Annotated in this window: 17 protein-coding genes; 1 reads left to right on the top strand and 16 read right to left on the bottom strand. The window is 42.8% G+C overall.

Going from position 1 to position 26,171, the window contains the following annotated elements:
* Window positions 1-130: 130 nt before the first annotated feature.
* The 10 genes from FPZ49_RS19135 to FPZ49_RS19090 form a co-directional block, all read right to left on the bottom strand.
* The gene (locus FPZ49_RS19135) at window positions 131-952 is read right to left on the bottom strand and encodes a hypothetical protein (protein WP_144849887.1); all 822 of its coding nucleotides are present in this window, start codon (window positions 950-952) and stop codon (window positions 131-133) included.
* Between the two features lies 1 nt (window position 953).
* Window positions 954-1,826: a gamma-glutamylcyclotransferase gene (locus FPZ49_RS19130; RefSeq protein ID WP_144849885.1), complete on the bottom strand. Its 873-nt coding sequence runs from the start codon at window positions 1,824-1,826 to the stop codon at window positions 954-956.
* Window positions 1,827-1,858: 32 nt separating this feature from the next.
* A complete protein-coding gene (locus tag FPZ49_RS19125; protein ID WP_144849883.1) occupies window positions 1,859-2,626 on the bottom strand; it encodes a M20/M25/M40 family metallo-hydrolase in 768 nt (255 codons plus the stop codon).
* 106 nt (window positions 2,627-2,732) lie between these two features.
* Window positions 2,733-3,740: a tetratricopeptide repeat protein gene (locus tag FPZ49_RS19120; RefSeq protein WP_144849881.1), complete on the bottom strand. Its 1,008-nt coding sequence runs from the start codon at window positions 3,738-3,740 to the stop codon at window positions 2,733-2,735.
* A gap of 590 nt (window positions 3,741-4,330) precedes the next feature.
* A complete protein-coding gene (locus FPZ49_RS19115) occupies window positions 4,331-4,630 on the bottom strand; it encodes a hypothetical protein (protein ID WP_144849879.1) in 300 nt (99 codons plus the stop codon).
* A 444-nt stretch (window positions 4,631-5,074) separates the two neighbouring features.
* A complete protein-coding gene (locus tag FPZ49_RS19110) occupies window positions 5,075-6,895 on the bottom strand; it encodes a TRAFAC clade GTPase domain-containing protein (protein ID WP_144849877.1) in 1,821 nt (606 codons plus the stop codon).
* Window positions 6,896-6,898: 3 nt separating this feature from the next.
* On the bottom strand, window positions 6,899-8,947 hold the full coding sequence (locus FPZ49_RS19105) for a GAP1-N2 domain-containing protein (RefSeq protein WP_261381494.1): 2,049 nt from the start codon (window positions 8,945-8,947) through the stop codon (window positions 6,899-6,901).
* Between the two features lie 35 nt (window positions 8,948-8,982).
* Window positions 8,983-9,969 (bottom strand): hypothetical protein, encoded by a 987-nt coding sequence (locus tag FPZ49_RS19100; RefSeq protein ID WP_222429928.1) that lies wholly within the window; start codon window positions 9,967-9,969, stop codon window positions 8,983-8,985.
* 127 nt (window positions 9,970-10,096) lie between these two features.
* Complete coding sequence (locus tag FPZ49_RS19095) at window positions 10,097-12,595, bottom strand: PIN domain-containing protein (protein ID WP_261381493.1); 2,499 nt, start codon at window positions 12,593-12,595, stop codon at window positions 10,097-10,099.
* 376 nt (window positions 12,596-12,971) lie between these two features.
* A complete protein-coding gene (locus FPZ49_RS19090; protein WP_144849871.1) occupies window positions 12,972-13,181 on the bottom strand; it encodes a hypothetical protein in 210 nt (69 codons plus the stop codon).
* Window positions 13,182-13,787: 606 nt separating this feature from the next.
* On the opposite strand from FPZ49_RS19090, the gene FPZ49_RS19085 reads away from it, so the two are divergent.
* A complete protein-coding gene (locus tag FPZ49_RS19085) occupies window positions 13,788-14,330 on the top strand; it encodes a stalk domain-containing protein (RefSeq protein WP_186445916.1) in 543 nt (180 codons plus the stop codon).
* 890 nt (window positions 14,331-15,220) lie between these two features.
* On the opposite strand, the gene FPZ49_RS19080 is transcribed toward FPZ49_RS19085, so the two are convergent.
* From FPZ49_RS19080 to FPZ49_RS19050, 6 genes are all read right to left on the bottom strand, one after another.
* Window positions 15,221-15,937, bottom strand: coding sequence for an S-layer homology domain-containing protein (locus tag FPZ49_RS19080; RefSeq protein ID WP_144849867.1), 717 nt, complete (start codon window positions 15,935-15,937; stop codon window positions 15,221-15,223).
* 502 nt (window positions 15,938-16,439) lie between these two features.
* Complete coding sequence (locus tag FPZ49_RS19075; protein ID WP_144849865.1) at window positions 16,440-18,368, bottom strand: UvrD-helicase domain-containing protein; 1,929 nt, start codon at window positions 18,366-18,368, stop codon at window positions 16,440-16,442.
* A gap of 220 nt (window positions 18,369-18,588) precedes the next feature.
* Window positions 18,589-20,409: a reverse transcriptase domain-containing protein gene (locus FPZ49_RS19065; protein WP_144849863.1), complete on the bottom strand. Its 1,821-nt coding sequence runs from the start codon at window positions 20,407-20,409 to the stop codon at window positions 18,589-18,591.
* A 589-nt stretch (window positions 20,410-20,998) separates the two neighbouring features.
* Window positions 20,999-22,237 carry a UvrD-helicase domain-containing protein gene (locus tag FPZ49_RS19060; RefSeq protein WP_144849861.1) on the bottom strand — a complete coding sequence of 413 codons (1,239 nt, stop codon included), beginning with the start codon at window positions 22,235-22,237 and terminating at the stop codon, window positions 20,999-21,001.
* Window positions 22,230-24,995 (bottom strand): PD-(D/E)XK nuclease family protein, encoded by a 2,766-nt coding sequence (locus tag FPZ49_RS19055; protein ID WP_222429927.1) that lies wholly within the window; start codon window positions 24,993-24,995, stop codon window positions 22,230-22,232. Before FPZ49_RS19055 ends, FPZ49_RS19060 begins: the two co-directional genes overlap by 8 nt.
* Before the next feature lie 180 nt (window positions 24,996-25,175).
* A complete protein-coding gene (locus FPZ49_RS19050) occupies window positions 25,176-26,138 on the bottom strand; it encodes a helix-turn-helix transcriptional regulator (RefSeq protein WP_144849857.1) in 963 nt (320 codons plus the stop codon).
* Window positions 26,139-26,171: the final 33 nt, after the last annotated feature.

Raw genomic sequence — 26,171 nt, 5'->3', positions numbered from 1 at the left:
TTGGAACTGCACTCGTTCATATTTTAGAAAGACTTCGGTAAAGTTTGATCGATTATTTCTCCCTTTGTCAGAGACTGGCCTCGTGACCAAAACCTACCGAGTGTCTAATTCATTTTTATCATCTATTAAATTACCAAGGTAGACTCTGTACAACGACCTGGCTTTCATCTATATAAGAACTGTATATCCCGTTCATCCAATTTTTAAGCTCATCGTAATTGTCCACTAAGCTAGTCGCCCGTGCTTTCATACTACGGTGCTTATAAATACATTGTTTGTTCTCACGTAGTTCTTTTGCATGTTCTGCAAACCATTCTCCAAGCTTTATGGAATCCTCCTGTACATGTCGCCGGTCCCACTGTTCTCCACGTAATTTTCTGGCTGTTAAGATTCTGTAGTTTCGAGTATCTTCTTCGACAATCCACGTATAATGCAGTCCCTCAAGTTTCATTAACTTATTAATAATGATTTCAAACCACGCGGCGCTGAATAATCCCGAAAACCAGATCTTTGGACTTGACCTCCCATGCCCGTCACAGCTCATCATGGTCAAAATCCCGGCGTGACTCAATTGCTTAATTAAGTAGGACACCCCAGGGTCCAGTGTTAAAGTATCTAATTTGAGACCATGTCTTCTTTTCGTAAAAGCTTTCCAGGATTGCAACTCCAACGGACACCAAGATTCTTGATTATACGCCTTGTACATTTCAATTCGATCGATAACCTCCTCGGTAAGCAGGAAAGATTCCAGGATGAACATCTCTTCTTGCTCCCTAAAGCCAATCTGAGCTGCGCCAAGGACCTCCCTGAGGTACCGTTGATCATGGCGGCCAGAACCACCCTTTAACCATAATTGGTTTGTCAAATGTCCGACATGAAAGCCTCTAGTTTTGAGAGCATGGACTAGCCTCGTCATGCTCATTTCTATACATTTTTCAATATGTTTATCCAAGTTATAACCACTCCTTATTCTCGAATTCAAACTCATGTACAAATCGATGTAACAATGCACCGTAATACATTTCAGACACGATTGGTTTTAAGCCGCGCAGCACTTCCTCCATGTACTCAAGCGGAGGGGATTGCTCCTCAGACTTACTCACGGCTACAAAGGTTACAGCCTCTACCGACTGATCTGGGTCTAATAGGTCTAATGCATGTGCAACGTTAACAATAATTGGACGATATGCCTTCGTGTATACTCCTTCTCTACTATATAAATAACCAGTTAACACATCCGAAGAGATTTGATAAAGCTTCCCTTCAGTATGGCCTCCCGTTTCCACTACATCCGCTCGATTACCGTCAGAAGAATACTTTGAAAACTGAAGGTTAAACCCATTCAGGATGCCACAACCGATGACCTCACTAAAGTCTTGCTCCCTACCTGCAGCTACGATTCGTTTCATATCTGCGCAACTACCATAGGCAAAATATACTACGTGCGACTCTCTTTCCAAGCTCCTCAGCTTCCAGTCGGAAAAGCGCGGTAATCCATCGGTATCAACGCAATAAGTGTATGTCCATGCGGAATAGATCCTTTTATCAGTCGTTACCTCGATATTTTTTCGTTCATACAAATTATGAGGATTGTTCGGCCCATAATAACCCTCTAGCGTATCCAAAGATTGCAATGTGTCTTCAGAAATCTCATAAAGCTCCCCAACAACCGTGCCCTCTTCTTCCACAAGTCCAGGAAAACCAAAACCCGTGTCTATGATCTGCCCATTTACTCTGGCATATACCGATACGCAATGTGATGTACCAAGTACTTTGTGGTTCCTCTCTTGCTGGCAGAGTGTTCCATAAACAAAGACATAGTGCATGTTGATCTCTCCCCTCTCATATCGCTATTGTCTTACAAGCACCTTACAACATCTGTAACCAGACTCCACCCCTTGATTCCACCTACGATAAGATCCACCGTATCTAACGCAGAAGGTACATGCAGTTCCTCAAAGTCTGTATGCTCGTACTTATACCCACAAGATAAATTAACACTAGGAAGTCCGTGCTGAGCATAGGTTACTGCATCGCTAATGCCCCCTTGGCACGCTTTCCAATCGGTTACTCCGATCTGTTTCCCAACTTGCTCCCAAAATAACCCTATTTCTTCTGGGCAAAATGCCATCCAACGGCAAGATGTCACGATATCTCTTCGGTTTCGTCGATCCGCGACAATTGCCGTATCTACGCCATGTAGCCATTCACGAGATATTTGGCTTGACCCTACCCTGCCGATTTCTTCTTCACAAGTAAAAGCGACCTTAATTGTCCCGTTGAATTCCTCACCCATGTTTATTCTTCGAATCACTTCTAGGATAATAGCTATTCCAGCTCGATCATCTGCGCCCAAAATCCCCTCCGAACTACGTAGCATGTCTCCTTGCCATAGGAGTTTTCGTTCTGGAGCAAAGGAATCCACTGTATCCATATGAGCCGAAAGCAAAATAACTGAACCTATTCCAAAGCTACGTTCAGCCAAGACATTGCCATAATTGTCAACCTGAACAAGAAATTGATTTTCAGCCAGCTTCGATGTCACATATCTAGCTACGTTTTTCTCGTTACCGCTAACCCCTTGAATGCTTAACAACTCCACTAAAGACTTTTTGAAATATTCCATCACTTAATAACCTCCTTCAATGTGTTAAGTCCATTATAGAAAAGGAGGGTTACAGGGATTGTAAGGTAAACAAAAACAGCACCCTTGACAAAGGCGCTGTAATTGATCACATCATATATTTGGGATCATTTGCACTATAAATGAGCATAGGATTTGGATGATTGATAATATACCCATTATTAGCTAAGATAGTTTGTTCTGGAAGGCCACTTCGTATAAGATCTTCCTTTAGGTCATTCATATATTTGCTTACTTGGGAAATGTTTAGTTGGTCAGACAACTCTCTCTGCGGAACTGGTCTCATTTGGGTAAACAAAACCTCCAAGATAGCCATTCGCCTCGGAGATAATTTACAAACATTCCCATGAATATACAACTTCTTGTCCTCTAGACTAGTGCTATCTAATATAAAAGTGTCCGTTCTACTTCGCAATTCTCTAAATTCTTGCTCCGAAATATGACGCTTACCAACTGTAGACAAGCATGTATAAGGCTTTTCCTCTTCCTTTAGGATATCTTTTTCCAGAATCAATATATAATCCAGATCATGTTCGTCCGGACTTCCCAAGTTTTCGTACATTACCTTCGCTTTGCGCGCAGCCAGTACGCTGTACTTTGCATAAGCAATTGCAAGTTGTGCTTGTGCTTTCATTCTCTGCGATTCCGAAAGCTTTTCGTGCGGCAACGGACGTCGGTCATCGTGTAGCTTAGGTGGATTTAGCGCTTTTTCAAAATGACGTATGGCCGCTTGATATCGATTGTTGTAAAAATCGATAAACCCTAACCTATAATTAGCTACGGGAAATGCCCTTGGCTTCTGTAGTGTGATCAAGTCCTCAAAGAACTGGTATGCCTGCTCATAATTCACTTTACTTCGTTTTAAGTCCCATCCAAGATCCAATACAATTCTGGCAATGGAGTTACGATAAAACTCCTCTTCCGGTTTGATCTCCCACATTCTCAAGTTTAAATAAAAGAGTCGTTCTTTTAACTCATATGTGGACTCCTGCTCGTTACGCTCCCAGGCCTCTTGCTCCATTTTCTCAAGTAAGGCAAAATCACTTAGATTGTTGTATGGGCTATTTCTTCTGGCTCGAAATTGAATCAGATCCATCAATACCTCCATTAATCTAACATAAATCAATAAGAACTATCTACTATGCACTATCTGTAGAATTGGAATCGGGTTTTAAAACCTGAAATTCACTCCTTGAGTCCAAACTTACCTTGAATCGATACCGATGCATCCAGACCATCATTCGTCTAATATCTGCAAACCCCAGTTTGTTGTTTTATCACAACTTTTCACCTTAATCCCTGCTATTTCTTCCTTCATGATATGCCATATGTATGATGGCAAAGAAGCATAGAAGTGCCATGCTTTCTAACATCAGCATTGCCGAAAGGTGATAATCCATCAGTTCTTTTAGACCCAATTTTAACGTAAATGTAACAAGAAAAAAAAGAATCCAATATTTCCAGTTAAACAAATATCTCATGGTGCCACATCCTGGTAAGTTATTATGCTGGATCGCTTAGTTTTTATTAGAGCAATCGCACGATCTCTTTCATCTTTCAATATACCCTTAGCGGATAGGTATGGCTTTGTAACATATCTACTTCGGCTTGCTGCTCAAAAAAGCCGTCTTTTGGAGTTAAGTACGATATACGAAGAAACGTCTAGAGGGCTTATTGAGCGATATATCAGGATTTCTCAAGCCTTGAGCGAGCGAAAGAAATCTCTTCTTCCGTGAAAAGTTGTTTGAACTTAGGTGTATAGGCGACAAGCGCTTCCACCGTAAGATCGAGTCTGCCCCTTTCCCACAACTCGGCATATCCATCGCTCGGATGGCTGGAAGAAACGAACTTCTTTGCAGTATGTAGGGAGGCCTCTGGGGAGACGAGCATCTGTAGATATCGAGTGGCATTATAACCGGTTTCTTTCTTGGCTTTATAATAAATATTGATCATTTCCTTATGGAAATCTTTCAAAAGATCGCTCATTTCAATACGTCCGGTTTTATTTCTTCAAAAGCACATTACTTACTGTGGTTGAATTCAATCATGGTATGTTAAAAATTCAATAGCGAATTTCAGCGAAGTTCCACCATTACGAGGTGTAGACAGTGGTTCCCTTGGCATTGTCCGACCGACACCCTGAATACAGTAGATCATCTTACCCGCGAGGCCTGCTCCCACGACAATATTTAGGCCAGGTAATTATAATGCAGCAACTATCAGTAAACAGCGTCAAAAACGATGGCGGAAATCATTAACAATTTAAAAAGAGACTTCTCACAAGTTTTTGTTCACACTCGCGAGAAGTCTTTATGTTTAAGTTTCATCAACCCTCGAGAGCACCCTTAAAAATTTTGCCTCGTATTAGTCGATCTCCCCCATATTGTTTCAAAAAGTGACGTGTTCGCCGCATCTACATTCCAGTTACAATCATCTCACCAAACTTTTATCAACATTTTCAAGGATCCAGGTTAAGGACTTTAAGGTTCCAGGGATATTTTTTTGTTTTACATCAGGTGTATTGCTAATGGAACTGCAGGCAAAGTATTGAACATGCCGAAACTTATGCTCAAGCTTCATCAAAAATCCCGCGGTTCCGTAATCCTCAAGAAATTTCCTGCAAAGGATATTCTCAGCCTCTCCTCTGCTTAAGCGTTGGTCAGAATCGATTAGAGCGGAAATGGCGACGCTGCCGATCCTATAATTTAGATCAAAGGCATCTAACTTGTTAATAATGACAGCGCATGGTTTATTGATGATTTCATCAGGCTTTATACCATAATATTTTTCAAGGTTGAGAATTAGGATATCAAAGGCATCAGACAAATCCGTGATGCTGGTGCGAACTTTTTTGTAGTCTTTTTGTTTACGATACTCGGCGGCAACTGCCTTAATGGAGAACGGGTCGATTAAAAAAACAAACCCGTGGCTATACCCGTAGTAGTTATACTGTGCAAGCTTGTCACTGCTCCCGAAGTTTTCACCCGCAATATCATAGATGTTAAGCATTCGATCCACCTTGAATTTCCCATTAGAGATTACCAAATTCATATCGAACAGTTTGGTCCTCTGGGTCTTTGGGGGCAGGATGCCTTTTTTCATGTCATCGCTTAATGTTTTAAATTGTTTTGCAGCTGATGATGAAGCAAATTTGACCTGCAGACTGTTTGGCAATGCCATTTGTTCAATGTAGCTATTCAACGTAGAAGTAACAAAGCAAGTTTTGCCTACCGATGGTCCACCTATCACGGGGATGCAAAGAGGCTTGTTCTCGGCAGCCTCAATGGGTGTCCTGCAACTTGTACAAATACATTTGTTAACAGTCGATCTATGGCTAAGAATACTCACGGGCAGCTTATGGCTACAGTTGCACTTTTTATACAAAATATGCGTGAAAAAGGGGCGTGCATCGTCATGTACCTTATGACAGAAACCACACATATAGGATGGGAAGCTCATCTTAATGTAGCATGACGGACATATGGCAAAAGTCGAAAAAAACAGTTTGTATAAACGTTCATAACTCCAAACGAGTATGAAAGCAGTAAGCGCAAACGGAAAAACGATTATAAACAGGACACTATGAATATAAACAAAGAGGACCATCATCGGGTAGCCTAACGCTTTAAGCCCCGCCTGTTCCCATATATTATGATGCGGAACGACTGTTCTAGCTTCACTCCGGAGTGCGCCGCGTGCACGTGAGAATGAAGTAAATACTCTTCTCACTACGAAAAATTTCCAATAGAAGTAGGGTGTATAGGCAATTGAATATACACACCCAACACAAAAGCACAGGCTTATATAAATGACAAAATATATGGAATAGATAACAGAGTAAATCAACATACCAAACAGATGAATAATATTGCCGAAAGAACCGAAAGAAATATAGCGTCCAAAAAAATTTCCGCCCTCGAAAGCATCTGAAATGATTGCGTCAAAATTTTCATCCGACTTTTCTGATCTTCTAGCACCTGAATAACCCAATTCGTAAATTTCATTTCTCTGTTCGTTAGCATAACGGATCGCGGTATGGAAATGTCTAAAATAAGCAGTAAACCATACATTAAACAGTAGCAAAGAGTGGATCAAACCGTAAACAATACCGCAAACGATGCCAATGGCGCCCAATAAAAGAACTGCGACAATGAGAAAAGCAATCTTAATTGCGTAAATAAGTGCGTAAAAAATAAACCCTATAATTCCGAGCAATATTAGAATACCAATAACTATCAAGATGGCTTCCATTTCCTAAAGCTTCCCCCGTCTTGTAATGCTATGAAAAATATTTTCTAGGATCCCGATAATCCCGTATCGCCGTTTTGTTCTTTTATTAATAAATCTAAAACCATTAGTATTATAACTGAACTGCGGCGATGGTACATATTTGGCCATGATCTTCTTCACCTGTTTATTTTCATTCGGTGGTAAGGAATCCAGAAGTGTGAGAAGAACAGGCTCAGTCGGATACATGCATATTGTTTTGCCAAGCAAAATATAGCTTCTTTTTGAATCCAATTTGTACATAGAACCCCATTCCTGAGCCCATACTGACCACCAATCATCATTCTCCTGCGATGTCATTAAAGAACCGACGGTTGAAGAGACCACAGTAGGGCTCTTGGCGTGTTCAGCATGGATGAAGGCGCTGTAGATTGTTACCAGTTGGTGGACTTCTAGATTAATATATTCAGGGAAGCTTCGATCCTCTAGCTCATGTCTTTGCTCCAACTTAAGCCAATAAGTAGGAACCCCAGAAACCGGCAAGAACAAACTTTTTCTCATTTGCTCCAGAAATTTCATCATGCTGACATATGGTTCAGAAGTTAGCAGCATGAATCGTTCGGCAGAGTTCCCTTGGATGAAGGCTTGCGTATACTCTTTTTCCAATAAGTAAAATAATTCCTTACAAATTTCTGATCCACATAGCTTCTCATCTCGGGTAACGGACATAAGCAATGTATGGAGTTGATCCGGGAACGTAAATAATTTATCTTGAGGCATTCGATAGACATATTCCTTAATGATGTTAAGGTAAAACGTCGTCGAATCGTCCATATTTTGGTTAGAGATCTCCGTGTCATAGAGATTAAACAGTGTTGATAGCTGCTTCATAGACGCGGCTCTATGTTTGAAAAGCTGAATCAAATAATTGCGACCCTGTGCGCTCTTCCATAGGGCTTGCAGCAGAATAGATTGATTAATTCGACTCATAGAAGAGGTCAATTTATTCAAACCGAGTTCCAAAAGCATCGATCTCTCTTCTAGATTACTCTGATCCCAAGTACTAACAATCAATCTCGCCAAGAATGAAGGATGCTCTCCCCAAGGCATTTGAATCAGATTTGAAACAAGAGGAGCTTTAATGTTTATACACTCATAGAATAAGGAGATGAGGTCCAACTGCTCCATAGTTTCAGGCTGGAACGAGATTATAAATTCCAGAAACTTGCGAGTTTGCTTTGCATCAGGGAGAAGGTTCATAAGGATTCGGATGTATTCCGCCTCGTTCACCACTCCTTTGATATCTGGACTCAGCAGACTAAGATCTATGTAGATGTAGTCCGGATGATTCTCCAGTTGGAAGGGAGAAAAGCGCGCACCCTCCAGCGAAACGGCGGAGATCGAATATTGGCTGGAAACTGGTTGCTGAGTATAGGTAGTCCAAGATAGTTTTTTGCTGATAAAAGGAGGCAATACGGTAAGAAGAGCACCCATAAAGAGGGGATTTTCCTCCGAGGTGCTTGTAAAAACACACTTCTTCCCATTCATATATCCTTTTAAGAAGGAGCGTAACAAAGCACAGAAAGGCTTCTCACGACGCGATGCAAAAGAGAGGACGGTGTCCAATGTGAGCTGCTCGCCAGTTTGCAGTTTCTCAATATAGGGAAGGTATGAGGGTAACTCCTCTCTTCCAGCCTCAGTTTCAGTGAGTCTATCCCGAAAAATAGGTGACTCGTAGTAACAAATAGCAGGAGTATTGACTTCAGCACGATCGTATATTAAAGCATGACAAAAGTAGTTTCCGTACCTTCCGGAATAGTCTTGCCCGATATACTTGCTACGGAGGATGACGCTTTTTCCGGTAGATAAGTTAAAGGCTGTAAAGGCAATGGGAAAGTCCCGCTCGATATCTTTCGAAGTCGGTTGTGACGGCAAGTGAGATGGAGGCAGATAAACACAATGCGCCTCAATTTCGCTCAGTTCGAGTGTCGTAAGTCCTTGTGTATATGAAAAAACTTGAAAGCCGTTACCTCCCCCGATACTTTTGCGGCAGGAAGTATAGATTAACTGTTGGATGCTCAGAACAGGTCACCTCATACCTTGTTAATTAATTATTTAAGGATTTTATTTTTACTTAAAAGCCAAAGAAACGGGTCTTCGACCCGGTGAGGGTTAACCACGTCTATTTTATTGGTTCCTTGGGGGCTCTTCCCTAATGCACTTATACCGAAGAAACTATGCTTCTGGAATTTAGATTCCGCCAGGCTTACAAAGTTGCTTCCTCCGAAATTGGTAAGAAACGTTCTTATCTCTTGATAAATTAACGGAAATTCCTTCTCCTGCAGACTCCCTTTTGCGATATGAGGAGAAGGATGCTTCACCACGGAGGACTCGTCGAACATAATGTCTGCGTTGTTTAAGGCATCCAGCTTTGATAGAGTAACGGCAAGCGGGATGTCTATTAGTTTTTGTGCCGGAATATCCTGGCCTTTGTGAATGATATTAATAGTTCTGGTCAAGATCTCGTAAGGGTCTGTGTTCTGCTGGGGAATAGAAGAGCCTCGCTTCAGATATTCCCTCACATCTGTGAACTGGAGCGGATCAAGCAGCAAAATGATCCCGGAAGAATTATAAATGTATTTATTGACGGTGCTCATCGTGTCCTCGTTATTCAGGTCCTCCCCGGCGGTATCGAAAAAAGCCAACGTGATGACGGAACTGATCTTTTTCCTGCCCCAAAAGTCCTTCCCATAGAAGGAGAGATTATACAAAAGCGGCTTCTTCACCATGTCATTGGTACGTCCGGATAGAGTTACATTAAGAGTTTCTTTCCTTTTATAAATCGGGTTGTAAAAATCCTCTCTATATCGATGAATAGTTTCATCATTTAAGGCCTGGAGGGAGCATTTGAAATTGAGACTCATCTGCTTCATGATTTTATCTAGAAGTACCGCAATGTAATGGCTCTTCCCCGACTCTTTCGCCCCGATAATGGAGATTACGTGCTCCTTCTGCTGCCCCCAGGTGTACGGTAGTTCAGCTGAGCATTCAGGACAAATCCTACGTGAAGTTTCTTTATGGCAGGTTGGACAACTCACCCGCAACCTCCCCGTTTTTTTCGTTTTGAACGTATTGCAACACTTAAATCGGACATCATGAACCATTACTTTGGTAAAGCAATAGGGACAAATGGATCGTTTATCGGCCAAGGTGGCACCTCCGTAGTTACCAGAGTTTCAACTGCTTGTGGTCTTCGGGAATAAGCCGCAACGACGGATGTTGCGTACTTTCAGCGTAAAAAAGCTTCGCGTAGGAATGCTCCTCCAATACGTCTCCTGGGAGCTCCAAGTCCAACCGACCCATAAGTCCAAACTGAATATCTTTAATCCGCATAATTGCAATTCCGTCATTGCGGTTAAATGGGACGTTTCCGTTTTTCTTCACAAGGATGAGCTCCGGCATTTCTTTGATCGTGTCTGGTCCGGTCAGAGTTAAGAAGGCTTGCTTTTTCCCCTTCCAAAAACCAATTTTTAAGCGAATGAAGTAATGAATATCCGTTACGGAAAATTCCTTCTCAGTAAGCTGTAGTTGTAGGCCCGAAGAGAACAATAGCTTGTCGTCGTAATGCCCAACAGAGTAAAAAGTCACATAATATATATGCTCTGCTGAAGAAGAGTGGATTTGATGATGTCCCGACACAGAATCATTGTTTCTATTGACGGTATAGCAACGGGCTTGAAGATCCTGCGGTGAATCGACAAACCTGTCATGTCTTACGCAAATACAAACTTCATGCACATCGTTTGGCCACCCCCAGCTCAGAATTAGCATCTTATTACCAAAGTCGGCTGTTGGTTTGATGACTTCCGGCAACTCGATGCTGCTATGAATTTTTCCGATTAGGAAGCAAGACCCAAGCTTGGTAACCGGGACGATTGTGATTGTATTGGAACGGAGGGCACCATCCTCCAGCAAGGCATGGCCATAGCCTATAGACTCCGCTTTCATTAGTCCGAATCTCTCAAACTCTTGGGAATCAATGACTTGACCAAGGGCGAAGTTAATATTCGAAAAAGTATAATAAATATGAGCTTCTCCTATGTTGGGTGAAACAAAGCAGACCGAGGTTCCATCCCTTCCCATAGGAATCTTTAAATTATCAATCAAGAGTTCTTTAACGGGATAAAGAGATAAACCATCCTTGCTTAGAATATTGATATCCCTACGTTTCCCTGCATGAGCCAATATAAAACCATCTCCCAAGTAACACGCTGCCTCATAATTAGGAAAGGCATCCTCAGACACTGTTTCCATCCTGATCGAGGGCTCAAGCAACACATTGGCCTGCTGGTCCATAAGCCCCCATTTGTTGCTCCTGCGGATAAGAAACAATTGGGGAGAAAAACGTCTTATTTCTTGAATATGCATTTCGGGACGATGGCGAAGGCGACTGGTCAAAAAGCCGTATTCCCCGTCCGGGAATTCGGTCGCTTGAGCTTTAATATGCTTGGGTACAATCGTATACTTGCTTCTCTGAAACTTAACATAAAGTAGATCTACGACAGCACAGAGTTCTCCGCCACTTGTCTTGGCGATTTCAAAATGAGCATAACAGGTTTGTTCTAATCCTTGTGTGTATAAGGCATAGGCTTTTTCCTTTGAGATATTGACTAAATGATAGGGTGGGTCCGGTAGGAAGCTCTTAAGCCAAGTTGGCGCACTCAACTCTAGTGGAAACAACCCCTTCTCGATATCGTACTGTTCCTTAAACAAGAAAACTGTACCGACCGGTAGCTTCCCGATTTTCCGGATCCTATCTAGATAGCTCTCATCATTTTCATAAGGTAGTCTACTGAGATCTAGTGAGCTTACTAAACGTTTCTTTTCCCCAATAGTCACCTGAATCCGATCTGAATCAATGAAGATTGCCCCATCAATAACCTTGAAGCCGCATTCGAGCTGGAGCTGTCCTTCCTTGGCTTTCTCAACGAATGCCGTCCAATCGGGGACTCTGGTTCTCACGATCACTGTTTCTGTTAATGGTGAGTAAATCGGAATCCGACTATCCCACTGTGTCCGAAAAAAAAGAAGTCCGTCTTCTTGCGGGTAGGATTCGTCTAGGGATACGGTACCGGCCTCTACCATTAAGTTCTCAATTCTTATTTGATAGTCAGCAGGCGTTTCGAATGCGTCACGCAACCAAAAAGGGTCTGACTCCTTTGGTTTTTGTTCCTTCAATATGTGGGCTGCCAACTCCAATTCAGGATCCTCCGTTGTGATCGAATCGTTTGTCCTCACTAACCGGGGAGACTCATCCTTGAGATCGTAAAGTTCGAATTTGTCTGATACAACCTTAATCTCGAAGCTTTCCGACAGAGCTTTAAGCCGCTGTATGCCATCTGCACTGAAGAGAATTGCGTTCTTGCCTTGCTTTCTTATATAAAGGGCATGAGCAATAATTTTATCGTCGTTTTTGCCCATGTTAAGATATGGCGTTTTTTCATATTCATTAAGGATTAAAACGGAGCTTGAGTTGGCGGTGTCCCTCTTATAAGCTTCAATTTTTCGTCTGACATCACGGGCCGCCACCCCTTCTACCGTTATTCTTTTTTTGAGGCCGTCGAGTTCTTCTAACACAACCCCCGTTACAACCAGGCTAAACCCCTTAGTTACTAATTCATCGACTAAATTGGGATCTTGGATCAGAACACTGGTGTCTGGTATGACATACTGAATAGCAATCCCTCCCCAAAGAATACCATCCTTTTAAATTGCTATAGACAATAATACATCAGTTTTTGAGGATGTGATGTTTTATTATGAGAAATTTATACAAAATGTGCGGAATTACGACTTGTTTGCTTATTATTTAATTTGTCACAAACTCTTTCACGTCGATCAAGTATCATTATGTTGGAATCCTCCCGAAGCTATACTGGATGATGAGTCGTGCTTTATCCCGCTTTTACACTTATTAAAGAGAACGATTTATTTCCGGTCAATAAGCCACATAAACAAATAAGGCGTCCATTAAATGGCCGCCTTATTTGTATCAGGTTGTAGCTTGCCTGGTCGCGCCACCGTGTGTGAAACGCGTGGCCTACACTGAATCTTGCCTTGATCCGACGAACAGGCCAAGTGCCTGATCCCGTGTTATGTATTCGTCCTTTAGATCAACGATAATCAACCGACCCGGCTTCAGGTAATCACCCAAATTTGATTCATCAAAAATGAACTCTTCAGCAAGAAGCAGCCTGTCTAGTGCCAGCTCCTTTTGAGATTTACTCAAGCTAGATTGTGCTTTGTTCAAGCTGGCTTCCCGAACTAAATCCTGTACTCCTAATTCTATAAATGCTTCACAATTTGTCTATTTTTCATCGGCATCTTTTTCCTAGGTTTAAACTTTGATCGAAGTTTTTCCCTTAATGTTGCATATAAAAATACTCGAAAAATGAAATCCTCGATATCTTGACTTGTAATGCTCCTAATTGAAGGAAGATAGCCAAGATCAATACCATCCTCACAGACCCAATCATTTATTGATTCATTCATAAAATCTAGAACAACTTTTTTCTTTATTGCTCCTTTATTGATTGTCATTCTACCATCATGGATAATACGATAGTATCCGCTGTCTGAAGTCTGTTTTATTGAACGATCCAAATTTAATTGTAAGATACTGTGAGCACCATGAAGATGATGATCTACAGTAACAAAGAGTATAGTTGATCCTTTTCTATTACCAAAAACAGGATCATCCTTTGTGGATCCCGTTCCAAATGTAGCAATCCTGTATATTTGTTCGTTCCCGATAGTAACCTGTATTGAGGAAAATATTTCAAGTGGACTATAGACCTACAATATGGTAATTTTCCAATGGAATATTAAATACAATTTGGGAAGAGATGAACAATTTATGAAGAAAATTTTTGTAGGTATTATCATAGGAAGTATACTAACAATCTCCACTACAGCATTTGCTGACACTGGATTGAAAGAAATCTCTGCCTTTCTTAATCCTTCCTTGCCTATTAAGCTTGATGGTAAGCAAATTTCTTTGCAAAATCCACCTATCACCTATGACGGTACAACTTATGTAGCTCTAAGAGAAGTTGGAAGTTTGGTTGGTAAACCAGTAAAATGGAATGACACGGAGAAGTCAGTTGAAATTGGAAATTCAATTAATCGTATAGACGACCATATTGTAAATGTTGATGGGTCTGATTATATCGATCTTCACTTTATTTCTCAAATATACGGTTCTAAGAGAATTTCTTACCTTTGGGATGATGTTAAGAAAGAGTACACAATGGTTAAACAGGATTCCACAGGTGACTCTTCAAAGGATGTTACGTTATTCGAGCACATCCCTGCTAAGGTATTTGATGGGGCATCTTACATTTCATATCAACTGTATATGGAAAAGTTGTTACCCATTTTGACCAATGTGAAACAATAAACTCGTAATACTACACCACTCTCAAATTTCTTAAATGAGATACGAAAAATCAAAGACGCGTCTTCAAGAAGAGAACCCTCTCAATTGTCAAGAGTGGGTTCTCTTGATTATTTGTCACTGTTTCACTAACGTTAGGTGAATAATTTAACCTTTATCATAATGTCTCCATCACTGCCTTCCTTTTTTCCAGCGCTGCTTGTGATAAGAAGCTCTGATGACACAATAAAACACCATCGAATGATGATGATCTTTTGTTTAACTTCAAAACGCACACCTGTAACCTAATTAAGCAAACCAAACCCCAGCCGAAACATAACTAAACCTTTAACAACCAACCAGGGTAAAGCTTTAAGAAATCTGCACCAAATAACAACCATCCAAATATCAGATATTGTATCAAGTGAAAGCTCGAATCTATCATGTGATAATTCCAACAGGCTTTTCTTCTCATGCAGTTCTTTTGTATGAACTACCCCCAGTGTAATAAAAAGAAAGTAAGTATCCAACAGATTATCGCAACAATTCAATTAATAATCACAATACTCTCCTGTTTGAAGGTTATAGTTTTAATAATGATTACTTAGTTTTTTCCCCTAAATATGGTAAGGTACAACACCGATACCGCTAATAGAAGTCAGTCAACAGAATTTCATCAATATTATTATTCAGAAAAAAAGAAAAAAAGGACTGCTGTAATATAACGGTCCCTTCTTAGCGTTGGTGAGTTGAGAAAAGTCTTTTGCCCTCCCTATTGCTCATATCCATCAAATTTGAGAAGCCTTATCCGTGTGCTTAGGGTAGGTGTCAGCGTCCGTTCTTAGCGGCTTGGTAAGCCAAATTTTTTGTTCTGAGTTCTTTTAATTTCATATTCGGTTGACTTATATCCATTTTCAAAACAATGTGGCCATTAAAATATCCAAATCCATAAGTCCTGCATTAACAACTGCTTGGACAAAAATACTAGCCCATGCTGCAACTCCTGTATCAATGTCCTTGATCGTAATACTTGGATCGGTGGATGGAATCGGAAGAGATACTCCGCGAGCCAATATTGTGGCATATTGCTCTCTTGTAACTGAGTTATTTGGAGCAAACATGCCATTTGTTAAACCATCGATAAGTCCATTATTATATGCGGAAGCAATATAGCTGTAATACTCATTATCCATAGGAACGTCTGTAAAATTTGCTTGCGCTTTTTCATCATATATACCTAAAGATAATACTAGGAATTTACTCACCTCGGCTCTAGTAACTGCTTTTTCACCTGGCGTTGGTGTTACTCCAGGAGTTGGTGCTGGTACTGGTACTGGTACTGAAGACGGGCTAGGAGTTGTGAACTTACTTTCAACCGCACTCAAACGTGTCTTAAGCGTCTCATTCTCCTTTTTCAATGTGTCGATGTCTGTTTTGTTTGTAGAAATGTTTGCTTTGGCTTGATTTAACTCGCTTCTGATTTTACTAATCTGTTGCGGGACGCCACCTTGTGATAATATTCGTTCTTGTTGATCAGTTGCGGATTTTGCACCATATTGTTTATTCGAACAAGCTGTAATTGTAATAACCATAAGTGAGAACATAAGGATTAAGTGATTTTTCCACTTCATCAGGTTTCCTCCAAAGGGCTGGTTATTTTAACCATTAACATTCCCTTTAGAAATTTACGTTATTCACACCGAACTTCGCACAAACACATTCAGCTGCTTAACGCAAAATGGCTTTTCTTACACTGTACTTAATAAGTGTATTGACCGTAAAATAGAGGTCTGATATAATCACCATTACCAAACACATGTTCTTATATAAGGTTATGGAATTGTTAACAGTAATCCAAAAAAACATGCTAAGGATTATTGCGAATTATTCAGCTAGAAAAAAGACACCTTCATAAGAAGATGCCTTTGTTGATCTCGAATTTAGTTGTTATATTTTAATGCAAAATAAACAAACATATGTTTGTTTATTTTATTAACGTGTCTTCAATGTCACGTTAATAATGTGTTGTCCGATACTCTCTTAGTATTAAACGATCAAAAGGACAAAGGAACCGCCATTTCCGAGAGGCGGCCCCTTTGTCTATAGATTTATCAATCCAATCCATATATTGTTTTAATTAATAATATTTACATACCTATGCTTATCAATAAAGTACAAAGCCGCTTCCTTCACATGTCCGCCGACTGTGCGTTCCCACTCATCGACATAAGCAAGTACCTGCGGCTTGTAAAACTCAACAAAGTTCACTTCATTTTCGGCTTCATAGCGGTCGGTCTTAAAATCAACAATCACCCAACCGTTAACTTCCTCGAATACGAGATCAATCACACCTCTAAAAATGAGATCCTCCCCATTTTCACCATCAGATAACCTCGCAAGAACAAATGAAAACTCATGGTACCGCTGACGTGCCAGTATACTGCGCTTCCATAGTTCATTCTCCGTTACATGGAGCACCGTTTCTATTGCCTGCTGCACCCAGTTCGGATCAACGTCTTCTTCCTCTGCAGCCATTTGGCAATAATCCTCTAAATCAGATTGTGCTAATCCTTCGCCAAGCGCCTGTAAGCATCGATGCACCAAACTACCGTAGGCCATCCCTTTGCCTCCTGAGGATCTTTCGAGCGTAATATCTCTGGCAGTTTTCGTGAGTCTCGTAACGCTTTCGTTTAGATAACTCGGCTTCGATGAGAGTCCCACTCTTTCCACCCACTTGGTCAGATGAGACTCCATATCGGTCGGCTCATCCAGTTTCTCCCGTTTTACTATGTCAACGGACACTGCCTCTAGCTCAGGCTGGCGCCCAATCGAAACAGTAAGATTACTCCAAGGATCAATAGCCGGCCGCGAAGGATATTGACTAACAATTAAAAGCTGCTTTGCTCGAGTTGTCGCCACATAAAGCAAACGCTCTTGTTCTGCGTTCATGTATTCGCGTTCTTTTTCGGAAATCGCGCCCCAGCCGACGGGCTGAGCTATAATTTCTGTGTGGTACTCGCCCTTTGGCTTTGAGATTGTAAAATACCCGATCGGTGGCTCTACCATTCGATCAATATGCTCGGTTGCATTGTGATCTTTCTCACCGCAAGGGCACGCCAGCATAACAATAGGCGCCTCGAGCCCTTTCGCCTTGTGAAGATTCATAATCCGAACCGCATCAGCCCTACCTGCAAAAATACTGGTAGCTTCCATGCTTTCGGCATCCCTCATTAACGCGCCAAGTCTCTTGGTGAGTATCGGCCACTCGATAGCTGCTTCAGCATCATTTTGGAGCACCTCCAACAATTTCATCAGTGTGCCGCTGCGGATCGCTCCCGATTCACTAACAGCTGCAGCCGGGATCATCCCATGCTCCAAAATAATCTTCGAAAACGCAGACAAAGCCGGCAGCTCCCGCACCCACGTTGCGTATTGACGCAGCTTACACAACGCCTGTTCTATAGTGGCCCCTTTGTCCGAAACATTCCCCAAAGAAGAATAAAGACTAATGCTTCCTCCCTCTCTCCGGTAGTGGTATAGTGCATCGTCACTGACCCCAAAGAGCATACCGCGAAGAACTGCTAAAAGCGGAATCCGATCGGTTGGATTACATAATGCCAACGCCAGCTGATACAAAGCCTTTGTCTCCTCGAATACGGCTAGACTCCCGGATGTGTCAGACGCCACCCCATAACGCTCGAGTAACTCGGCATACAAGTCGATATATTCTTTGTGCTTCAACAAAATCATGAAATCACCGGGTCTTGCTGGCCGTGTGGTAGGCTTCCCCTCTATCATCTCCTGAATGCTTACCTTGCCTCTACAAGCCCAAGCAATGAACTGCGCCGCGCGCTGCGCATCAAACATAGCAATATCATCGTACCGGTCATAATCCTGCTTTGGCACCGTCAAAGTATAAACACCGTGAAGCGCAACCTTTCCGCCCGGATTCGAATGTGTTGTTATCATACGAACAAAGGGTGCTTGAGAGTCTGAAAGCTGCCCAGGTGGGATGAACCTGCTTTCGAAGGCATAGTTGACGAAATCTCCAATCGCTTTCACCGACCTGAAGTTACGAGTTAACTGCAGTACCGCTCCGGACTCCTCTATCCGTTGCTTTACGAAATTATAGGTAGAAATGTCCGCGCGGCGGAATCGGTAGTAGGGTAAGAACCCCGCGCCTTATCACATTCCTGTGACAGGTTTCGAAGAACTCCCCCCCGAACCGTACGTACTTGTCTCCAAGTATACGGCTCTCCACTTGTCATTTTGACTACGATACCTATTCACCATGATGGATTTTGTTGTGGCATTCCTGACAAACAATGAGGGTCTTCCTATTCTTGCCAATCATTACTTTCTCCCATTTTTCTTTGCCTTTGAGGTTCTTGAGCTTGTTGACATGATGTACCTCGTAACTAAGCTTAAAGTCGTTGGTACCGCAAAGCTCACATTGACCTGCTCTAATTCTGTCAAGGAGGCTTGTCGGGTTATTGAAGAAAGGCATGAGGTTAGGGTGAAGGTCAGGGTCAGCCATTTTAAAAGGGATGCTTACCCTTGAAAATCCATCTCTGTAGAAAAAGAGGGTTTTCGTCTGACCTTTTCTATTTTCGTAGGGAATTCCCCAATGCTTTTCTACCTTGAACTTCTGCTTAATCGTGGCAATGCTGGTTTTATATTTGCCTGCTAGTGTAGCAAGACAACTATATTCCATGACATAGCTTAACTGCCACATATATCTGCTAACGTTCGCCGCCATTCTATAGTAATTATAGATTCCGCGCAGACGTGCGTTATACAGTGCGACAATCTCTATGTCGGGGTGGTTAATGATGGACGGGTTATGAAGCATTCTCCATTGCTTGGCATTAATATCCTTTACCATCTTGTATTTTGTGATGAAATTTCTGATTGTGTCGTCTGGCATAAAGAGTTCTACGCGTCCATTGTAGACTCTTCTTCTAACGCCATTCTTATCCTTCTTGAAGTTCCAGTCGTTTCTAATCTTCATAAAGTAACCAAGAAACTTAGAGCCATTTTCTGCATATGAGATGAGAGTCTTTTCTTCAGACAATTCGATCTCAAGCTCTTTGGCCATGAATTCCTTGATATCTTGTTTGATCTGCTCGCATTGTTCCTTACTCCCCCAAACTGCGACGATGAAGTCGTCAGCATAGCGAATGCATTTAATGCGTCTGAAATCCGATTCCTCAAAGGTGTAATATGGCGTATTGTTTCGCAGGTCGGTTTGCTCTTTAATAAATTCATTTAGGCTCTCAATTGTGGTTGAGTCACTTGTAGCCTCAAGTTTTCGTTTAGCCCTTACAATCCGCATATCCAGCGTCTTATACAGTCTAGAAACTGTCTTAGATTTTGGAGAGCCGATGTCGAATTTATTTTTATAGGAGTTAAACCACTTATCAAAATGATCTAGATAGATGTTTGCAAGCATAGGGCTTACAATTCCACCTTGTGGTGTACCACTGTAAGTGCCATAGTGCTTCCAATCTTCAAGGTAACCTGCTCTTAGAAACTTCCATATTAATCGGATAAACTTCGCATCTTTGATTTTCTTTTCCAGGATAGCAATTAGTTTGTGATGGGATATGTTATCAAAGTAGCCCTTGATATCCCCTTCAATGAACCATGTTGCTCCCGTGAAGTTAATCTTTGCTTCGTGGAGAGCTGTGTGACAACTGCGATTAGGTCTGAAGCCGTGACTGAAATTTTCGAAGGTTGGTTCGTAAATCGCATCAAGGATCATCCTGCATATTTCTTGGATAATTCTATCCGAGAAGGAGGGAATTCCTAGGGGGCGCTTCTTTCCATTTTTCTTAGGAATATATACCCGCCGAACCGGTTGTGGTTGATACGATTCGTCCTTCATGAGCTCCATTAACTTTCTGATCTTCTCAAGACTGAAGCCGTCTGCTGTTTCACCATCAACACCAGCTGTACCACTGCCGTTGTTTGCATACAGGTTGTCATAGGCTCGAAGATAGAAGTCTTGGTTGTAGAAAAGACGATAAACCCTTTCGAACACATAATCAGGTTTCTCACTAGATATCTTGGTCAATAGGTATAATGTTTCGCTAGAATTCATAGAGCCTTGCGCTCCTTTCTGCAAAAAATTATACCAACAAGCTGTCTCCCTTCGCCATGTAACAGGTTTTCCCTGTCTCGGACTACTACGGAGACTCCGTTACCATATGAGATATTCATTCCCCTGTGGGAAATAGCCGTAACATGGCGTTCTCACTTAGGTAATCCCCATTTAGTCGCATCAGTCCAAGCATGATAAGTTGTCGGATGGTCCTTTCGTCCTTTAACACCTCTCTGGGTGCGCGTCAGTACTCAAGATATTGGGCATTCCCCTGAATTCTCCATTTATAAATTCATAGGGTTGGTGGAGGCAGTGCTCGATTTATTCACTGTCACCGTACTGAGAACAGGTAGCAGCTAACTTTCCTGTCGGGAAGCATGGCCCCGCTTGGACTAGACTTTAAGCAGTTTAGCTTTCATCCTTATACTTATCTTTATGTCTCGCCGTTCAGTCGTGGTGTGTTAGCTCACCAACTTACGGCTTTTCCAACATGCTACACTCCCCGTTAGGTTTCCCCTTCGGATAAGTTGGCTGACATCGTTCCAATACCCTTGGAACTTCCCTGCTTAATGAGAAAAACTGATGCGCCTTATGGGCGCACGATGGATTGCTTCGGATCGCCAACGACAAACAAGGATCCTGACCGAGGCCGTTGCTTTCGCCAATTGGATTCCTCCGGATTGGCACCAGTGAGCAGCAGCATCATTTCCGCTTGAATTGGGTCCGTATCCTGGAATTCATCGACAAACAAATGACAATAACGCCGGCCAAAATAAGCTCGAACTTCCGGAACACTGCGAAGCAGCTCCGCCGCTTTTATAAGCAAATCCTGGAAATTGAGCTTTCCGGCCCCCAACCTACGTTTACGGTAATAATCAACGGCAGGAAGCACAAAACCGATCAGCTTCGGATGAATGTATTCTCTCCAAGCTTGTAGGAACGGTTGCAGCGTTGTAATTTTCCAATCCGTAAACTGTTGGTCAAATCCTTTCGCCATTCTTTTATCGGTCCACCGGTTTTGTCTCACCGTTAAAGAACGGTTAAAAAGCTTAGCCAGAGATAATACATTCATTTCATCGGACGTATCCCTGCTGAGTAAATAACGGTTGGCCATACGAATCGCTTTCTGCAAGTCATCCCAGTCTTTCTCAGGTTCTACTGAGGGAATGTAGCATGCCGCTTCCTCGATCATGGAAAAAAGAGAATCACGGATAATATTAAAATCAGGCTGTGAGACCGTTTTATCTATAATGATCGTAACATCCTCATACTGGGCTGCTCGAGAATAAGCTCTTTTTACATCTTCAATGTTGACTTCCAAAGCCGCAAGTTCATCAATTCGCGATTCCTCTCCGTTAGCACGAAGTATCTCTAAGTATTCATCCCAGCACTGATCACGAAACTCACGGTTTTCCTGCTCATCCATTTCTTTAAAAGCAGGGTCAAGCTTTGCCTCAATCGGACGCTCCCTTAGGAGTCGTCCGCAAAAGGCATGGATCGTTCCAATATAGCTTTCCGGAACCTGCCTAATCGCCTCTTCTAACCGAGTACGCTCCTGCGAACCTTCCGAAGCTTTGGCTAACTCCGACTCCAGCCGCATTCGAAAACGTCTCATCAGCTCGGAAGCCGCTTTGTTTGTAAATGTAATGGCCGCGATATCCCGTACCTGAGCTTTGCCTGTTTTGATCAAAGCGATCATACGGCTAACAATGGATGTGGTCTTTCCTGATCCAGCACCAGCCTCTACTAATAACGTCGTATCTAGGTCAGTTTCAATCCGTGTTCTTGCCTCCTGATCTTCCTGAATCAGATCTTGTTCTTTAATCAAAGCGTTCCACCTCCAGGATACGAGCTAATCTCTCACCATTGTCTGGTTGCTCGCGTTTCGCTTTAAATTGCTCAGCATGACTGTCACACACATCCTTATAATCACACCAGGTGCAGTTTTTTGGATCCTTTGTCGGGGGATATAGCCCTTGCTTCATGGCATCAAGCATGGCTACGACTAGGGATGTGAGCTCCTTTCGGCGATCCTGCGGCCGACCAACTTCTTCCCCCATTCCTTTTTCTGTCGGAAAGTAATAGGAGGATTCAATTACTTTGGCTTCCGGGTCGAATCCGGTTTGCCGCATCCACTGCTCAACCGCCAAGCCATATAACGATAATTGAAGTTGCTTGCCTCCGGAGAAGCATTCATTTTGTTTATATCTTCGAGGGCTCCCCGTTTTGTAATCGAAGATTTTGTAATGGTGGGGTCTGACCGCATCTACCCGGTCCACAAATCCCCTAATTGGCAAAGTCAATTCATCACTTAGCTCTAAGAGCATTGGTGACTCTTCACTTTCATGAAGCTGCAGCTCCATATATGCCGGGATTGTGGATCTCCGCTGTTCATTGACATAGAAACTGCTAACGTCCTTTCGAATGCTATCGCACTCTTTGCGGAATATATGCTCACTTGGCTCCGGGATTTGCTCTCTGAAATGCTGAATCACTTGCTCGGTCAACTCTTTTAGACGGCTACCATCATGGGTCAAAGGCTCAGCAGCTGACCTTCTTTGTTCCTTCATTTCCGTCAAATACTTATTAAAGATGTCGTGCATAAGGCTCCCACGCTGCAGTGCATTAAGCCACTTCGAACGATCAAGAACAGCAGTATCATTTTTCCGAACACCAAGGATGTCATGGTAATAATACTGTAGCGGACAGCGGGCATACATCTCTAGCTTGCTTGCACTAAACGCTAGATTGAATCCTGCTTCGGGTTTTTCTACTGGGTAAGCACTTGGATCCAGTATTCCGTCATATGGCGAAAGCGAGGTACCTTTTCTGGCTCCAGCGGCAATTACCCCATCTGAGATGTGCAGATAATGTGCATACACCGCTTCAGACCCATCCTTGATTTGAGAACCACTGGAAAGCAATGCGCTCATCCAAACATCAGCTGAATCCATTGCGAGACGGCTGCCAATCCCAGCATATCTGGCTCCATTAGCTAGTTGCTTTAGCATGGTTTCAAAATCTGTACTTGGTTGGCCCGTTTTCATCCGGTACACTTGTAGCAATTCATATGCAGATACTTGCTCATATCCTTCTGTCGGATCATAAGAGCAGAAGCTAAAGAAGCATGTTCCGTGGATCATGCCAAGCCTTCTGCTACGTTGTTCGAGTGTTCGACCTACCCGCCCTATACCTGTGATTAACGCGGGATGGATACGAGCCCGCTCCTCGTCAAGCAGCACCGGATCTTGGCGTGCAGATACCTTCCAGTTCTTTTCGCCCATCCCTAAAATGAACGTATAGGGTCTTCCGGATAGTCCGCCGGCAGCAAGAGGAGCTACATGAATATGCCCTGGGGATGGTGTGCCAGATACTCGAATCCGTAGCTGGCTCAGTCCCTCCCTCACATATTGAAATACTAAAGCCGTTTCCATTTCGAGCTCCCCAGCCGCTGCCAACGATTGCTGTAGAACCTTTATCCCGCTTAATACTTGATGTTCTTCTTCATCCTTTAGCACCGCGTATGTACTAGTAAACTCGATAAGCGCTTCGATTAAGCCTTGTACCGAAGATAGAGCTTTTTCCGTAACCAAGTTAAACAAATGCTGAACGAATGAATTCAACAGCCGCAACTTTAAAATGGTTTCCTCATCGGATGCCTCTGCAATTCGCTTCTCCAGTAGTCGATACCGCTCCTTCCCCCAACCTATCCCCGTGCGCTCTAGCTCCCGAATCAAGCTAAAGGTCGTTACATCTGCTTCATTTTGCTTAGTCTTTAAACGAATGTATCCCTGTTTTAAAGCCAGTAACAAATGCTCTACGTTGTAATTCGACTCCAACCAATCCAAAAATAGCTTTGCTGCCTTGCCTGCATTTGTCAGTCCGATGGACAGGCCACCTGCATAGGTGCAACAAATCCCCGCTCCAGATGAAATGGTATTTACTGCACCAGCATAGTGCTCCTCATTCGAAAGCACCAATTCAATCTGATCCCAAGGGATGGACATTTCCGAAACGCGACGGAAAACTTCACGGACTTCCGCAAGAACGCCTGAGGCATGGAATATCTCTGTTTGTTCGATTGGAAATTCGCTTTCCGGGTCAGTAAATACTGGCTCTTTTGCTAACGTGGTGTATGTCCCGCCAGTAAGAGCTATTAACAGCTGCTGGTCAAGGTCCGTTCGAATAACCTCTTCATTCACGACGATAACGGCATCTATTCCAAGTGAAGGAAGCTGTTTAACCCATCCCAACAACCCCGCGAGATCAACGAGTTGTTTTCGCTGAAGCTCTTGCTCATATCGATACAGCAGTTTTTTTACAAAATGGCCTTTGTCCTCATTTTCGAAGTCTGCGATGTTTAACTGCTCTGCCGCGATACCAGCGCTCCTCAGATCCACGATTGCTTGATGAAATACGTCCGTTACACCCGGCGAGACCGTAATTCCATGTAAGTAGCTCTCGTTCGATGAAGCTTCTAACTGCAGCAGCCGGCAAATAATCCATCTAGCCTCTGCAGGGGTGAGATAACTTAGCTCGTTTTGCGTTAGAAGAAGCTTGACCCGCTCCAGCGTCCACGATTCCAATGTCTTGATCTCTGTATTTAGCACAGGTCCAAATTCTCGGCTCACTCGTTCAAGCAGCATGTGCCCTTGGGCATGACTAGGCATCAGAAGCACTTTGCGCTTCAGCGGATAACTGCGGACGATTTCATATACGTGTTGTCTCTGTCTTACAGCAGTAGTCAGATAAACCCCTCCGTCAGCTTAGAGTTGGTACATTTTACGCCAGCGATCAAGCTTCTCTCGCATAACTTCGCGGTATGACTTTGGCTCCAAAATTTCCGCATCGGGCCCGTACTGGCTTAACCAGTTCAATAGCTCCCGGTCGTGGTTCACGGTGACTTCAAACAGCAAACTGCCATCCTTTTGGTCTGTCATTCGAGGCTTAACAAACAGCTCCTCTTCTTTCACATAACGGGCTACATCTTTATGAAAACTGATTTTAAAATGAATCTGATTCTCGCCGCGCTCAATCGACCATGTATTTTTCAGGTAGGCTTTCAGGTTGAAATCGCTCTTATCAAACGTTTGGTCCAACAGTACAACCTCACGGAATCGGCTAATTCTAAATGTTCGAATATCTTCAGCTAGATGACAGAACCCAATTAAATAAAAGCGGTGATCTCTGGGAACCAGGTAATACGGATCGATGTCCCGATGCGATACTTTATCCCGGCTCTGGGTGTAGTACACCGTCCGAATGGTTTGCTCTGACAAGGTAGCTTGGATGATATCGTATAAAAAGGTACTCCCGTTCTCACTGTAAGCAGGTGTACCCATTTGAATGACTTCTGCAACGTGCTGCACAATGTCGGCCCGTTTTGATTTTTCTTTCCGGTGGGCGGCCATGACCTTCTCATAGGCGGAATAAAAGTCATCCGGCACCAACGATTTGCTTTGCTCCACCACCGAAGTCAGCATGGAAAAAGCGACGGCTTCTTGGTCGGTCCAATCCAGAGGATACATAGAAAAGTTACTGATAAACGCATAGCCTTTCCCATGACCAAAGTTGGAAATCGGGATTTTCATCGCAGATAGCGTATCGAGGTCGCGGTAAACTGTCCGTTCGGTCGTTTCGCATCGCTCGGCTAATTCTCTAGCCAATATTCCCGGCTTAGACTGAATAAGGTTAATGATCCGCATTAAACGTATGAGTCGCTCAGTCATTGCTGTCTCTCCCTATCACAAGTCAAATATGCA

Source organism: Paenibacillus cremeus, from assembly GCF_007786445.1.
GTDB lineage: Bacteria > Bacillota > Bacilli > Paenibacillales > NBRC-103111 > Paenibacillus_G > Paenibacillus_G cremeus.
The sequence above is the reverse complement of the archived record's forward strand: the minus strand, read 5'-3'. Positions and strand labels throughout refer to the sequence as shown.